Here is a 15,172-nt window from a genome sequence, read left to right as displayed (position 1 = left end):
TGTGGAGTTTTTCATCGAATACGCCGGTTTCCTGGCCAAGACCGTGACGCTGGTGATCGCCATCCTGGTGGTGCTGGCCAGTTTTGCTGCGCTGCGCAGCAAGGGGCGGCGCAAGTCGGCCGGCCAGTTGCAGGTGAGCAAACTCAACGATTTCTACAAGGGGTTGCGCGAGCGCCTGGAGCAGACGTTGCTGGACAAGGATCAGCTCAAGGCCTTGCGCAAGGCCGAAGGCAAGGCAGAAAAGGCCGGGAAGAAAAACAAGGACAAGCCGGCGGCCAAGCCCCGGGTGTTTGTGCTGGACTTCGACGGTGACATCAAGGCCTCGGCCACCGAGAGCCTGCGTCATGAAATCACCGCGCTGCTGACCCTGGCGACGCCGAAGGATGAAGTGGTTCTGCGCCTGGAAAGTGGCGGTGGCATGGTCCACAGCTATGGCCTGGCCTCGTCGCAACTGGCGCGGATCCGTCAGGCCGGCGTGCCGCTGACCGTCTGCATCGACAAGGTGGCGGCCAGCGGCGGCTACATGATGGCGTGCATCGGCGAGAAGATCATCAGCGCCCCCTTCGCGATCCTGGGCTCCATTGGCGTCGTCGCGCAATTGCCCAACGTCAACCGTCTGCTGAAGAAACATGACATCGATTTCGAAGTGTTGACGGCCGGTGAGTACAAACGCACGTTGACGGTGTTCGGCGAAAATACCGAGAAGGGCCGGGAGAAATTCCAGGAAGACCTGGACATCACCCATGAACTGTTCAAGAACTTCGTGTCCAACTATCGCCCGCAGCTGGCCATCGATGAAGTGGCGACGGGTGAAGTCTGGCTGGGTGTCGCGGCGCTGGGCAAGCATCTGGTGGACGAGCTGAAAACCAGTGACGAGTACCTGGCCGAACGGGCCAAGGGGGCCGAGCTGTACCACCTGCACTACGCCGAACGCAAAAGCCTGCAGGAACGCATTGGCATGGCGGCCAGCGGTTCGGTGGATCGCGTGCTGCTCAGTTGGTGGAGCCGCCTGACCCAGCAGCGGTTTTGGTAATCCGCTTAGCCCGCCCTCGCACTGCCCCTGTGGGAGCGGGCTTGCTCGCGAATGCGGTCTGTCTGAATAGATGATGCTGGCTGTGAAGCTGCCTTCGCGAGCAAGCCCGCTCCCACAGGGGGCTGGACCGCCACGGTGGTAAGACCATCAAATGAAAAAGCCCTGAGCCGGCACACCCGGATCAGGGCTTTTCCATGGGGCTGTTTCAGCGACGACGGAACAGTGGCAGCGGCTCGTCAGTGGCAGCCTGGTAGGTCACCGAAAAGTCCTTGAGGCTTTCGAGGGCTTCGTAGGGGTCTTTGTCGGCGCGCAAGGCAAAGGCGTCGAAACCGCAGCGGCGCATGTAGAACAACTGGTCGCGCAGCACGTCGCCAATGGCCCGCAACTCACCCTTGAAGCCATAACGATCACGCAGCAGGCGGGCGTTGGAGTAGCTGCGCCCGTCGGTGAAGGCCGGGAAGTTCAGGGCGATGACCTGCAACTGGTTGGCGTCTTCGCCGATTTCTTCCGCTTCCTCGTCGGCGTCCAGCCACACACCCAGGCCGCCGTCGCGGGCCTTGAGGGCATGGGCATGATCGCGCCACAGGGCCAGTGGCACGATCAGGTCGTCGCAGTTGGAGATGCCATCGAGGGTCGCGTCCTTGGGCAACAGGTGCCAGGTTTCGTCGATGACCTCGTTGTTCTTAATGATTCGCTGCATAGACGCGTTCCTTGAAGAGGTCGATGCCAATACGTTGGTAAGTGTCGATGAAGCGCTCGTCCGCGGTACGTTGTTCGATGTACACGTCGATCAGCTTCTCGATCACGTCAGGCATGTCATCCTGGGCAAACGACGGGCCGAGGATCTTGCCCAGGCTGGCGTCGCGGCTGCCGCTGCCGCCCAGGGAGACCTGGTAGAACTCTTCGCCTTTCTTGTCCACGCCCAGGATGCCGATGTGGCCGACGTGGTGGTGACCACAGGCGTTCATGCAGCCGGAAATGTTCAGGTCCAGCTCGCCGATGTCGAACAGATAGTCCAGGTCATCGAAACGACGCTGGATCGATTCGGCGATAGGGATCGACTTGGCGTTGGCCAGGGAGCAGAAGTCGCCGCCCGGGCAGCAGATCATGTCGGTCAGCAGGCCGATGTTCGGGGTGGCGAAACCTTGTTCGCGCAGCTCGCCCCACAAGGTGAACAACTGGCTCTGTTCAACGTCCGCCAGGATGATGTTCTGCTCGTGGGAGGTGCGCAACTGGCCGAAGCTGTAGCGCTCGGCCAGGTCGGCCACGGCGTCCAGTTGCTTGTCGGTGATGTCGCCCGGTGCGACGCCGGTGGGTTTCAGGGACAGGGTCACCGCGACGTAACCCGGCTTCTTGTGGGCCAGGGTGTTGCGGGTGCGCCAGCGGGCGAAGCCTGGATGTTCCTTGTCGAGGGCTGCCAGCTCGGCGTCCTGATTGCTCAGGGCCTTGTAGTCTGGATCGACGAAATGCTTGGCCACACGGTGGACTTCGGCTTCGGTCAAGGTCGTCTGGCCGCCACGCAGGTGAGCCATCTCGGCTTCGACCTTCTCGGCGAACACTTCAGGCGTCAGGGCCTTGACCAGGATCTTGATCCGCGCCTTGTATTTGTTGTCACGACGACCGTAGCGGTTGTACACCCGCAGGATGGCGTCGAGGTAGCTCAGCAGGTCCTGCCATGGCAGGAACTCGTTGATGAACGCGCCGACCACCGGGGTACGTCCCAGGCCGCCGCCCACGAGCACACGGAAGCCCAGCTCGCCGGCTGCGTTGTAGACCGTCTCCAGGCCGATGTCGTGGACTTCGATGGCCGCACGGTCCGAACTCGAGCCGTTGATGGCGATCTTGAACTTGCGCGGCAGGTAGGCGAATTCCGGGTGGAACGTCGTCCACTGGCGAACGATTTCGCACCATGGCCGCGGATCGATCAACTCGTCGGCCGCGACACCGGCGAACTGGTCGGTGGTGACGTTGCGCAGGCAGTTGCCGCTGGTCTGGATCGCGTGCATCTGCACGGTGGCCAGCTCGGCCAGGATCTCGGGCACATCTTCCAGGGCCGGCCAGTTGTACTGGACGTTCTGTCGGGTACTGATGTGGGCATAGCCCTTGTCATAGTCACGGGCAATTTGCGCCAGCTTGCGCACCTGGCGCGAAGTCAGCTGGCCATAAGGCACAGCCACGCGCAGCATCGGAGCGAAGCGCTGGATATACAGGCCATTCTGCAAGCGCAGAGGGCGGAATTCTTCTTCGCTCAGCTCGCCTGCCAGATAGCGTCGGGTCTGATCACGGAACTGCTTGACGCGGTCCTCGATGATTCGCTGATCGTACTCGTCATATACGTACATATAAGTCTCGGTCTCAGGCTTGGGCCGATCAGAAACAGCTGCATGTTGGCTCGCTGGAATCGGGTTCTGCCTCGGCAATTCTGCGCGCACGGCCGCGCACTCCTAGAGGAGCCGGTGCAAGATACCTGTTTTGAGTTATGCGCAAAAGTGATGTTTGAGTATATGTAAAGAACCAAATCGACTAATGAGATTGATTATTGCCTAACCCACATTTGTCGTGCGGGCAATCATCGTCTTAACTGTGGTCGAGTCCCTATGCAATCACCTACAAAACCGACAAGAGGCGATGCAATGAGCAATCCGACCAAAGCAAGGAAAAGCGACAGTACCGTTGATGCCTGGGCCATTTTGTTCCTGATTATCCTGGTGGTGGGCACCGCGGTGTTCTGGGTCAGTCACCAATAATCTACGTCAACGCATTTGCCCCCTGTGGGAGCGGGCTTGCTCGCTCCCACAGGGGGATGTGCGTCGTAGATTGATTACAAACCCGCCAGGTGCACCACCAGCTTGACGATGCCAAACAGCGTCAAAGCGAAGATCACCGTGAACGCGATCCCCAGTATCACGAAGTGACTCGGCTTGCCGTGGGTGAAATCCCGGGCGCGGTTCTTGCCGCTCTGGACGCCGAAGGCGGCGGCCAGCACGCTGTGCATCATCTGCAACAGGGTCGGCGGCTTGTTGTCGACTGGATCGTCCATAAATCCCTCATCCGATGTGTTTGGCACAAGCATAGACAAAAAAAGATCGCAGGCTTCGTCAGCGCCTACGGGAACACAAAATCCTGTAGGCGCTGGCGAAGCCTGCGATCTTTTAAGGGCGCTTATTTAGTTGTCGTAGCCCAGGTTCGGTGCCAGCCAACGCTCAGTCACGCTCAAATCCTGGCCCTTGCGCGCGGTGTAGCTCTGGACCTGGTCCTTATCGATCTTGCCCACGGCAAAGTATTGCGCCTGGGGATGGGCGAAGTACCAGCCGCTGACCGCCGCCGCCGGGAACATGGCGTAGTGTTCGGTGAGGAACACGCCGCTGCGTCCAGCCTTCAATTCGCTGGCCTCGGGGTCGAGCAGGCGGAACAGGGTGGCTTTCTCGGTGTGGTCCGGGCAGGCCGGGTAACCGGGGGCAGGGCGGATGCCGGTGTATTGCTCCTTGATCAGGGCATCGTTGTCCAGGCTCTCGTCCTGGGCGTAGCCCCAATAGTTCTTGCGCACTTGCTGGTGCAGCCATTCGGCGCAGGCTTCGGCCAGGCGGTCGGCCAGGGCCTTGACCATGATCGAGTTGTAGTCGTCGCCGGCCTCCTGATAGGCCTTGGCGACTTCTTCGGCGCCGATGCCAGCGGTGGTAATGAAACCGCCGACATAGTCGGTCACGCCGCTGTCCTTCGGCGCGACGAAGTCGGCCAGGGAGAAGTTCGGCTTGCCGTCGGTCTTGATGATCTGCTGGCGCAAGTGATGCAGGCGCGCCAGTGGCTTGCCATCGTCGCCGTAGACTTCCAGGTCGTCGTCATGCACCTGATTGGCCGGCCAGAAGCCGAACACGGCGCGGGCGCTGATGAGTTTCTCGTCGATCAGCTTGCGCAACATGGCCCGGGCATCGGCATACAGCGCGGTGGCGGCTTCCCCGACCACTTCGTCGGTGAGGATGCGTGGGTACTTGCCGGCCAGGTCCCAGGAAATGAAGAACGGCGTCCAGTCGATGTATTCGGCCAGGACGTTCAAGTCGATGTTGTCCAGGACCTTGGCGCCGGTGAAGGTCGGCTTGACCGGCTGGTAGCTGCTCCAGTCGAACTGCGGCTTCTTGGCCACGGCCGCCGGGTAGCTCAGGCGCTCGGTACGGGCGCTGCGGTTGGCCGTGCGCTCGCGTACCTCGATGTAGTCCTGGCGGGTTTTCTCGACGAACGCCGGCTTGAGTTCCTTGGACAGCAACTGGGTCGCCACGCCCACGGCGCGGGAGGCGTCGGTGACGTAGATCACCGCGTCGTTGCTGTACTTGGGCTCGATCTTCACCGCCGTGTGGGCCTTGGAGGTGGTGGCGCCACCGATCATCAGCGGCAGATGGAAGTCCTGGCGCTGCATCTCCCGCGCCACATGCACCATCTCATCCAGGGACGGGGTGATCAGGCCGGACAGGCCGATGATGTCGCATTTCTGCTCCTTGGCCACCTGCAGGATCTTCTCCGCCGGAACCATCACGCCCAAGTCGACGATGTCATAGCCGTTGCAACCGAGCACCACGCCGACGATGTTCTTGCCAATGTCGTGGACGTCGCCCTTGACCGTGGCCATCAGAATCTTGCCCTTGGCTTCCGGCTTGTCGCCTTTTTCCGCCTCGATGAACGGAATCAGGTGGGCCACGGCCTGCTTCATCACACGGGCGGACTTGACCACCTGGGGCAGGAACATTTTACCGGCACCAAACAGGTCGCCGACGATGTTCATGCCGGCCATCAGCGGGCCTTCAATGACCTCGATGGGTCGGGCGAACGACAGTCGCGATTCTTCGGTGTCTTCGACGATGTGGGTGGTGATGCCCTTGACCAGCGCATGCTCCAGGCGCTTGTTCACTTCCCAGCCGCGCCATTCCTCGGTTTCCGCTTCCTTGACGCTGCCGTCGCCCTTGTACTTGTCGGCGATGGCGAGCAGGGCGTCGGTGCCTTCGGGGGTGCGGTTGAGGATCACGTCTTCCACGGCGTCACGCAGTTCCGCCGGGATCTGGTCGTAGATCTCCAGTTGGCCGGCGTTGACGATGCCCATGGTCAGGCCCGCGCGGATCGCATACAGCAGGAACACCGAGTGGATCGCCTCGCGCACCGGGTTGTTGCCACGGAACGAGAACGACACGTTGGACACGCCGCCGGAGGTCAGCGCGTACGGCAATTCGTCGCGGATGTAGGCGCAGGCGTTGATGAAGTCCACGGCATAGTTGTTGTGCTCTTCGATACCGGTGGCGACGGCGAAGATGTTCGGGTCGAAGATGATGTCTTCCGGCGGGAAGCCGACTTCATTGACCAGGATGTCGTAGGAGCGCTTGCAGATTTCCTTCTTGCGCGCCTCGGTGTCGGCCTGGCCGGCTTCGTCGAAGGCCATCACCACCACGGCGGCACCGTAGCGCTTGCACAGCTTGGCGTGATGGATGAACTGCTCGACGCCTTCCTTCATGCTGATGGAGTTGACGATGCCCTTGCCCTGGATGCACTTGAGGCCGGCTTCGATCACTTCCCACTTGGAGGAGTCGATCATGATCGGCACGCGGGAAATGTCCGGTTCGCCGGCGATCAGATTGAGGAAGGTCACCATGGCCTTCTTCGAATCGAGCATGCCCTCGTCCATGTTGATGTCGATCACCTGGGCGCCGGCCTCGACCTGCTGCAGGGCCACTTCCAACGCTTCGGTGTAGTTGTCCTCGCGGATCAACCGGGCGAACTTGGCGGAACCGGTGATGTTGGTTCGCTCGCCGACGTTGACGAACAATGAGCTGCGATCGATGGTGAACGGTTCCAGGCCTGACAGGCGGCAAGCCCTCGGGATCTCCGGAATCGGCCGCGGCGCATAGCCGGCCACGGCCTTGGCGATGGCCTCGATGTGCGCCGGAGTGGTGCCGCAGCAACCGCCGACAATATTCAGGAAGCCGCTCTGGGCAAACTCTTCGATGACCTTGGCCGTCTCGGCCGGCAGTTCGTCGTATTCGCCGAACTCGTTGGGCAGGCCGGCGTTGGGGTGGGCCGATACGTGGGTGCCGGCCTTGTTCGACAGCTCTTCCAGGTACGGGCGCAGTTCGCTGGCGCCGAGGGCGCAGTTCAGGCCCACGGAGATCGGCTTTGCGTGGGCCACGGAGTTCCAGAAGGCTTCGGTGGTCTGGCCGGAGAGAGTACGGCCGGAGGCGTCGGTGATGGTGCCGGAAATCATGATCGGCAACTCGACACCCAGCTCTTCGTAGACCCCTTGCACGGCGAAGATCGCCGCCTTGGCGTTCAGCGTGTCGAAGATGGTCTCGATCAGGATCAGGTCGGCGCCGCCTTCGATCAGGCCCTTGGTGGCTTCGGTGTAGTTCTCCACCAGTTCGTCGAAGGTCACGTTGCGGTAGCCGGGGTTGTTCACGTCCGGCGACAGCGAGCAGGTGCGGCTGGTCGGGCCGAGCACACCGGCGACGAAACGCGGCTTGTCCGGGGTTTCCAGGGTCTTGGCGTCGGCCACCTGGCGGGCCAGGCGCGCCCCTTCCAGGTTCAACTCGTAGGCCAGGGCCTGCATGCCGTAGTCGGCCTGGGACACCTGGGTGGCGTTGAAGGTGTTGGTTTCCAGGATGTCGGCGCCGGCATCGAGGTAGGCTTTTTCGATGGCGCCGATCACGTCGGGACGGCTGAGCACCAGCAGGTCGTTGTTGCCCTTGACGTCGCTCGGCCAGTCGGCAAAGCGCTTGCCGCGGTAGTCCTGTTCCTCGAGCTTGTAGCTCTGGATCATCGTGCCCATGCCGCCGTCGAGGATCAGGATGCGTTCCTTGAGGGCTTGCTGGAGAAGATAAAGGCGAGCGCTGCGATCGGACATAGGACTACCTGGAAAAAAGACCATTACGAAGGCCGGGATGATAGCAAACCTGCGCAGGATTTGATCATGAGGGGCTTTTGCATGAATACCGCTCATGTTTGCAAGGCGATGCTGGCCCGGTAGAATCGCCGGATTCTCCTTCAGGACCCGCGACATGCCGTACCGCGTCTTCTTCGGCAGTCTGTTGCTGCTGTTGTCTTTCAATGCAGTGGCCAGGGATCCCGCCCCAGCGCTGTCCTACACCCGCGATATCCAGCCGATCTTCACGGAAAAATGCGTGGCCTGTCATGCCTGCTACGACTCCGCTTGCCAGTTGAACCTGGGCAGTGGCGAAGGCGTGGCCCGGGGCGCGAGCAAGCTCTCGGTGTATGACGGCGAGCGGCGCCAGGCGGCCGAGCCGACGCGCTTGTTCTACGATGCCTCCGGCCAGCGCGCCTGGCAGCGCAAAGGTTTCTATTCGGTGCTCGACGCCCAAGGCAGCCAGGCCGCGTTGATGGCGCGGATGCTGGAACTGGGGCACCGTACGCCATTGCAGCCTAACGCCAAATTGCCGGGAGACATCGTGCTTGGGCTCAACCGTGACAACACCTGCCCGGTGCCGGGGCAGTTCGACGAATACGCCGCTGCGCATCCCCGCGAAGGCATGCCGCTGGCGGTCACCGGCCTGACCGACCAGCAATACCAGACCCTGCAGCGCTGGCTGGCCGCCGGCGCCCCCATCGACCAGCAGGCCTTGGCCCCGAGCGCCGCCGAAGCCTTGCAAGTGGTGCAGTGGGAAAACCTGCTCAACGCCCCCGGCGCCCGGGAAAGCCTGGTGGGGCGCTGGTTGTTCGAACACTGGTTCCTGGCGCATATCTATTTCAAGGACGGCGAGCCGGGGCATTTCTTCCAATGGGTGCGTTCGCGTACGCCCACCGGGCAGCCCATCGACCTGATCAACACCCGCCGCCCGAACGACGATCCCGGCACCCGCGTCTATTATCGGCTCTGGCCGGTGCAAGGGGTGATCGTACACAAGACCCACATCACCTACGGCTTGAGCGCGGCGAAGATGGCGCGGATCAAGAGCCTGTTCTACAGCGGCAAGTGGCAGGTCACCGCGTTACCGGGCTACGGTCCGGAGCGCCGGGCCAACCCGTTTTCCACCTTCGAAGCGATTCCGGCCCAGTCCCGCTACCAATTCATGCTCGATAACGCCGAGTACTTCGTGCGTACGTTCATTCGCGGGCCGGTGTGTCGGGGCCAGATCGCCACGGACGTGATCCGCGACAATTTCTGGGCGCTGTTCCAGGCCCCCGAACACGACCTGTACATCACCGACCCGAACTACCGCGGCCAGGCCACACCGCTGCTGGCGATGCCGGGGCAGAACGACGACGTGGGCAGCGTCGTCAGCCTGTGGCTCGATTACCGTGACAAGCGCAACGAGTACGAGGCCTTGCGCCGCGACAACTATGCCGAGTTGCCGGCACCAAGCTGGTCGACGCTGTGGGCCGGCAACGACAACGCGCTGCTGAGCATTTTCCGGCATTTCGACAGCGCTTCGGTCACCAAGGGGCTGATCGGGGAGGTGCCGCAGACGATGTGGCTGTTCGACTTCCCGTTGCTGGAGCGCACCTATTATCAGTTGGCGGTGAATTTCGACGTGTTCGGCAACGTCTCCCACCAGGCCCAGACCCGGTTGTATTTCGATTTGATCCGCAACGGTGCGGAGCAGAACTTCCTGCGCTTGATGCCGGCCGACTCCCGGGAAGGCTACCTCGACGACTGGTACCAGGCCGGTGGCAAATTCAAGATGTGGCTCGATTATGAGGCCATCGACGATGACAAGCCGACCGCCCTCAAGCTTGACGAACGCGACCCCAAGGGGGATTTCGCCCAGCAACTGCTGGCCCGTTATGGCGATCTGAACGCGCACCCCGATCCGATCAACCGCTGCGACGGCGCCTATTGCTCGCGCCCGAACATCGACCTGACGCTGCAAAACGCCGAGCAGGCCCTCAGTCGGCTGGTGTCGCGCCCAGCGGCGGGGCTCAAGGTGATCGATCAACTGCCGGAAGCGACCCTGTTGCGCATCGAAACCGCCAGCGGTCACCGAGAGATCTACAGCCTGCTGCGCAACCGGGCCCACAGCAACGTCGCGTTCCTGTTGGGTGAGGAGCGGCGCTACCAGCCGGGGCTGGACACGCTGACGGTCTACCCGGGCGTGCTCAGCAGCTATCCGAACTTCATGTTCAACATTCCGGCCGGGCAAGTGCCGGCATTCGTAGAGGCCATGGAACGTGCCCAGGATGGGCCGGCGTTCGAGCGGATTGTCGAGCGCTGGGGGATTCGCCGCAGTCACCCGCAGTTCTGGTATTACTTCCATGACCTGAGCCAGTACATCCAGGAAACGGAGCCCGTGGAAAGCGGTGTGCTGGACATGAATCGCTACCAGAACCTCTGATCGGCCTGTCCGGCGGCAAATCCCGTGCCGTCGGACGCTTTCCTGACAAAAATACTAGGACTTTGTCCGGCGCGATGATTGGCGTAAACTGCCGTCAAGCCTGCGAGGAGTTTCCATGACCGCCATTACCATCACCGATGCCGCCCACGATTACCTGGCCGACCTGCTGTCCAAGCAGAACACCCCAGGTATCGGAATCCGCATCTTCATCACCCAGCCTGGCACCCAGTACGCAGAGACGTGCATTGCCTACTGCAAGCCGGGAGAAGAAAAACCCGAAGACACCGCGTTGGGGCTCAAGAGCTTCACCGCGTACATCGACTCGTTCAGCGAAGCCTTCCTGGATGATGCGGTCGTCGACTACGCCACCGACCGCATGGGCGGCCAGCTGACCATCAAGGCACCGAACGCCAAGGTGCCGATGGTCAACGCCGACAGCCCGGTCAACGAGCGCATCAACTACTACCTGCAAACCGAGATCAACCCGGGGCTGGCCAGCCACGGCGGCCAGGTTTCGCTGATCGACGTGGTGGAAGACGGCATCGCCGTGCTCCAGTTCGGCGGCGGCTGCCAGGGCTGCGGCCAGGCTGACGTGACCTTGAAGGAAGGCATCGAGCGCACCTTGCTCGAGCGCATTCCGGAGCTCAAGGGCGTGCGCGACGTGACCGACCATACGCAGAAAGAAAACGCCTACTACTGATAGGTGTTCGCTGCGGAGAGTGTGTGGCGAGGGAGCTTGCTCCCGCTCGATTGCGAAGCAATCGCAAGGCAACCGATGCGCTCTTCGTGATGGGCGCATGAGTTGCCTGGGGACCGCTTCGCGGTCCAGTGGGAGCAAGCTCGCTCCCACATGGGTTCCCGGATTGGCTCTGCCGATTGTGTCAGGGCCGATAGAGATGCGCATGTCCGGCGCGGTACAGCGACGATTCGCTGAACACGTCATTGCCCAGCACACGCCCCACCAGGATCAGCGCCGTTCGGCGGAAACCCTTGGTCTGCACCTTCTCGGCAATATCTGCCAGCGTCCCCAGCACCCAATCCTGATCGGGCCACGTCGCCCGGTGGATCACCGCAATCGGGCAATCCGCGCCATAGTGGGGCCGCAGTTCGTCGACGATTTTTTCCAGGTGATTGACCCCCAGGTGAATAGCCATGGTCGCCCCGTGCTGTGCCAGGTTGCCCAGTTCTTCCCCAGCGGGCATCGGCGATTTATCGGCGTAACGGGTGAGGATCAGGCTCTGGGAGATGTCCGGCAAGGTCAGTTCGGCACCCAGCAGGGCGGCGCAGGCTGAGATCGCGGTCACGCCCGGGATGATTTCGAAAGGGATGTCCAGTTCCCGCAGGCAACGAATCTGTTCGCCGATGGCGCCGTACAGGCTCGGGTCGCCGGAGTGCACCCGGGCCACGTCCTGGCCCTTGAGATGGGCGCTGTTGATCAATTCGATGATCTGTTCCAGATGCAGCTCGGCGCTGTTGATCACCTGTTCGGCACAATGGCCTTCGAGGACGGCGGTCGGCACCAGCGAGCCGGCGTAGATGATCACCGCGCACTGGCGGATCAGACGCTGGCCTTTGACCGTGATGAGGTCCGGGTCGCCGGGGCCGGCGCCGATGAAGTACACGGTCATGACCGGCTCCTGTGGAAGGTGGGTGAGCGTCGCCCAGATGAAGATCGCTCATGATCCTGGACGGCGATTATCGGGGTTTACGCCACGACCGCCAATGCCAGCGTGCTCATGGGGCCTCTCTGGCGGGGAATCAGCAGCGTTGCGGGCGTCGTGCCCAATTGGTCGGCCAAGGCCAGGGCGGCGCTTTCGGCGATGCCGTAGCAACCGGTTCGCTCGAAGGCGATCTCGGAACGATGACTGAGCCGCCGCTCGTAACCGGCCAACTGTTCGGCACTGAAGCAGGTCAGCGGCAGGGCCAGTTGCCCGGCCAATGCCAGCAGCCCGGGCTCGTCACGCTTGAGGTCGATACTGGCCAGGGCCCGTACCTGGTGAAGTGCGATGCCGTGGGCCGACAACGTCTGTTCGAGCAGGGCCCGCAGCGTGTTGGCCGGGCAACCGCGCTGGCAACCGAGGCCGACCACCAGCATCGCCCCAGTGTTCATGCGTCGTGGTGGGCTTGACCGTCACGGCGAAACAGCCAGGCGCTGATCAGGCCCAGGGCCAGCCAGAAGGCGATGTTGGTCACCTGCGAGGCGATCTTGAACTGGCTTTCCAGGGCTTCGGGTGCCAGCATCGAATGGACTTCGGGCTGCGGCGCACCGATGACGTGGGGCACCAGCAACGTCGCCACGCCCAGTAGCTTGAGCAGCCAATGCCGACCGAAGGCGATCAGGGCAATGCCCACCGCCGTCGACGCGGCGGTGCCGATCCACCACATCTGCCGCTGGGCCAGGTCGGCCGCTGCGGTGCCGGGCAATTCCGGAGGCAGGCCGAGGGTCGGTGCCAGGACGAAAGTGGCATAACCGGCCAGGCCCCAGAGCAGACCCTGGGAGGTGCGAGTCGGTGCGCGCAAGGTGTACAGGCCCGCCAGCATCAGGGCGAAACCCACCGCGACCACCAGGTTGCCACCGGTGGTGGACAGCACGCGCTGCCAGCCGTCTTCCGGTTCCCAGGCCTCGGCATCATGGGTGTGGGCAACGCCGTTGGCGTGTTCATGAACTTCGGCCGCCGGAGCCTTCTCGTAGGTTTCGGCCTGCAGGATCAGCGGCGATACCCAGAAACTTTGCAGGAGAGTCAGCAGCAGGGCGGCCAGCAATCCGCTGAAACCGGCGGTCTGGGCGATACGCTTGATCATGTCGTCAGGTCTCAATGGCACGGGAATGCGGCGCTGTGACGGGTATCGTGGGCGGCGTTGTGGACCGCTTCGATGTGGGAGAAACCGGCGAAATAGACCAGGCCGGCACCCAGGATCGAAGCGAAGATCGCGACGCTCAGGCGTTGGCTCAGGGTGGTGGTGCTGCTGGCGGTGCGGGCGGTACTGCTGATGGTCGACATGGCGCTTCCCTCTGTTTTTGTTCCATGGGGGATGCGAGCGCAATGAGACCCCGGGCGAGAGACCGCCAAGGTTCGAACAGCGCCCGCCCACCGCGGGTTTGTTGATGCTTGAGTCATGGGCCGGTCTCCGGGCTCGCGAGGGGCAGGGGCTGGGCCTTGCCTGCAAGCGTCACCTTCCCATGCCCGGGGACACAGTGGTTCAGACGCTTCGCTCGCTTACCGTTGCGGGGGCAGCACCGGACTGACGTGGCTTTGGAGTAAAGCACACGATTCACCGGTTTCCCGTTTCACCCTGTGAAGGGCACCCGTAACTAGGCGCACAGGAGAGCATGGGTGGGGCGGAGTCGTCAATGCACAGGGGGCTGCTGCGCAGCCCATCGCGAGCAAGGACACCGCAGAACTTCCTTGCGGAGATTGACCCGCCCCCACACCCTGCGTAGCCTTGCGCCTTCGAGGTTCTTCGGCCTGCGCCGAAGCTAAGAAGGGAACGCGGTCCAAGCCGCGGCTGCCCCCGCAACTGTGAACGGTGAGGTTTCTGCAAGGCCACTGTGCATGCCCTTTTACCAAAGGCGCACGGGAAGGCGCAGCAAATGCCAGTCGCAAGACTGGCCCGCCGTCAGCCAGGAGACCTGCCTCGAGACAGATTCTCACTACAACCGGGCGGGGTGATCCGGTGGCGAAATCTTCCGTGCACACCTGTGCCCGCGGTTGTCGTCCGGTTTGCCCGCCACCTTGCCAAAGGGCATCCGATGAAAACACTGGCCAAACTCCCCGTCACCATCGTCACCGGCTTCCTCGGTTCGGGTAAAACCACCTTGCTGCGGCACATGCTTGACAACGCCCAAGGCCGGCGCATTGCCGTGATCGTCAACGAGTTTGGCGAGCTGGGTATCGACGGCGAGATCCTCAAGCAGTGTTCCATCGGTTGCACCGAAGAAGAGGCCAACGGCCGCGTCTACGAACTGGCCAACGGCTGCCTGTGCTGCACGGTGCAGGAAGAGTTCTTCCCGGTGATGCGCGAGCTGGTGGCCCGGCGTGGCGACCTTGACCATATCCTCATCGAAACCTCCGGCCTGGCCTTGCCCAAGCCGCTGGTCCAGGCTTTCCAATGGCCGGAAATCCGCAGCGCCTGCACGGTCGATGCGGTGATCACCGTGGTCGACAGCCCGGCCGTGGCCGCCGGCACTTTCGCCGCCTTCCCGGATCAGGTCGATGCCCAGCGCAAACTCGATCCGAACCTGGATCACGAATCGCCGCTGCATGAGCTGTTCGCCGACCAACTGGCGAGCGCTGACCTGGTGATCCTCAACAAGGCTGACCTGATCAGCCCTGAAGACCTGGCCCAGGTTCGCCTGGAAGTCGCCGAAGAGCTGCCACCGGCGGTCAAGGTCATCGAAGCCAGCAGCGGTCGCCTGCCACTGGAAGTACTCATCGGCCTGGGCGCCGGTTCCGAAGAACACATCGACGGCCGCCACAGCCATCACGATCACCACCATGACGGCGACGATGACGACCATGATCATGACGCCTTCGACTCCATCTCCATCGAGCTGCCCCAGGCCGACGAAAGCCTGTTGCTGGACGCGCTGACGCAACTGGTGGTCCAGCACGGTGTACTGCGGGTCAAGGGTTTCGCGGCGATCCCGAACAAGCCGATGCGCCTGCTGATCCAAGGCGTTGGTACGCGTTTCGACAAACATTTCGACCGTCAGTGGGGTGCCGATGAAGCGCGGGTGACCCGCCTGGTGCTGATCGGCCAGGCGCTCGATGCGTCGCTGCTTGAAGCGCAGTTGCGCGCCGCCCTCAGCGCCTAA

At 62.5% G+C, this 15,172-nt stretch carries 12 protein-coding genes and 2 riboswitches; of the genes, 4 read left to right on the top strand and 8 right to left on the bottom strand.

Annotated features, from left to right (window positions below; all coding sequences use genetic code 11):
• Position 1: 1 nt before the first annotated feature.
• A complete protein-coding gene (gene sohB / locus BT125_RS03480) occupies positions 2–1,033 on the top strand; it encodes a protease SohB (protein WP_072405184.1) in 1,032 nt (343 codons plus the stop codon).
• Positions 1,034–1,238: 205 nt separating this feature from the next.
• Here the strand turns inward: sohB and BT125_RS03475 are convergent, their stop codons facing one another.
• From BT125_RS03475 to metH, 4 genes are all read right to left on the bottom strand, one after another.
• Positions 1,239–1,733: a DUF934 domain-containing protein gene (locus tag BT125_RS03475; RefSeq protein ID WP_058543993.1), complete on the bottom strand. Its 495-nt coding sequence runs from the start codon at positions 1,731–1,733 to the stop codon at positions 1,239–1,241.
• Positions 1,717–3,375, bottom strand: a complete 1,659-nt coding sequence (locus tag BT125_RS03470; RefSeq protein WP_060738120.1) for a nitrite/sulfite reductase — start codon at positions 3,373–3,375, stop codon at positions 1,717–1,719. The genes BT125_RS03475 and BT125_RS03470 overlap by 17 nt, the downstream gene beginning before the upstream one ends.
• A 479-nt stretch (positions 3,376–3,854) precedes the next feature.
• Positions 3,855–4,073 carry a DUF2970 domain-containing protein gene (locus tag BT125_RS03465; RefSeq protein WP_024781254.1) on the bottom strand — a complete coding sequence of 73 codons (219 nt, stop codon included), beginning with the start codon at positions 4,071–4,073 and terminating at the stop codon, positions 3,855–3,857.
• A gap of 126 nt (positions 4,074–4,199) precedes the next feature.
• Complete coding sequence (gene metH / locus BT125_RS03460) at positions 4,200–7,910, bottom strand: methionine synthase (RefSeq protein WP_072405183.1); 3,711 nt, start codon at positions 7,908–7,910, stop codon at positions 4,200–4,202.
• Between the two features lie 154 nt (positions 7,911–8,064).
• Between metH and BT125_RS03455 the strand changes: the two genes are divergently transcribed.
• Entirely contained in the window at positions 8,065–10,356 is a 2,292-nt protein-coding gene (locus BT125_RS03455; RefSeq protein ID WP_072405182.1) for a fatty acid cis/trans isomerase, read from the top strand.
• 115 nt (positions 10,357–10,471) lie between these two features.
• On the top strand, positions 10,472–11,056 hold the full coding sequence (nfuA, locus tag BT125_RS03450; protein WP_003182850.1) for a Fe-S biogenesis protein NfuA: 585 nt from the start codon (positions 10,472–10,474) through the stop codon (positions 11,054–11,056).
• 181 nt (positions 11,057–11,237) lie between these two features.
• Here the strand turns inward: nfuA and cobM are convergent, their stop codons facing one another.
• The 4 genes from cobM to BT125_RS03430 all read right to left on the bottom strand — a co-directional run bounded on the left by cobM (position 11,238) and on the right by BT125_RS03430 (position 13,358).
• Complete coding sequence (gene cobM, locus BT125_RS03445) at positions 11,238–11,984, bottom strand: precorrin-4 C(11)-methyltransferase (protein ID WP_072405181.1); 747 nt, start codon at positions 11,982–11,984, stop codon at positions 11,238–11,240.
• Positions 11,985–12,061: 77 nt separating this feature from the next.
• Positions 12,062–12,466 (bottom strand): cobalamin biosynthesis protein, encoded by a 405-nt coding sequence (locus BT125_RS03440; RefSeq protein WP_072405180.1) that lies wholly within the window; start codon positions 12,464–12,466, stop codon positions 12,062–12,064.
• Positions 12,463–13,158: a CbtA family protein gene (locus tag BT125_RS03435; RefSeq protein WP_072405179.1), complete on the bottom strand. Its 696-nt coding sequence runs from the start codon at positions 13,156–13,158 to the stop codon at positions 12,463–12,465. Before BT125_RS03435 ends, BT125_RS03440 begins: the two co-directional genes overlap by 4 nt.
• Before the next feature lie 11 nt (positions 13,159–13,169).
• Positions 13,170–13,358: a CbtB domain-containing protein gene (locus tag BT125_RS03430; RefSeq protein ID WP_072405178.1), complete on the bottom strand. Its 189-nt coding sequence runs from the start codon at positions 13,356–13,358 to the stop codon at positions 13,170–13,172.
• A 100-nt stretch (positions 13,359–13,458) separates the two neighbouring features.
• Positions 13,459–13,682: riboswitch (cobalamin riboswitch) on the bottom strand.
• A 112-nt stretch (positions 13,683–13,794) separates the two neighbouring features.
• A riboswitch (cobalamin riboswitch) is annotated at positions 13,795–14,010 on the top strand.
• Between the two features lie 97 nt (positions 14,011–14,107).
• On the opposite strand from BT125_RS03430, the gene cobW reads away from it, so the two are divergent.
• The gene (cobW, locus tag BT125_RS03425) at positions 14,108–15,172 is read left to right on the top strand and encodes a cobalamin biosynthesis protein CobW (RefSeq protein WP_072405177.1); all 1,065 of its coding nucleotides are present in this window, start codon (positions 14,108–14,110) and stop codon (positions 15,170–15,172) included.

The organism is Pseudomonas sp. NFACC04-2, assembly GCF_900119265.1.
Lineage (GTDB): Bacteria > Pseudomonadota > Gammaproteobacteria > Pseudomonadales > Pseudomonadaceae > Aquipseudomonas > Aquipseudomonas fluorescens_AA.
This window is presented reverse-complemented; position numbering and strand designations above follow the sequence as displayed.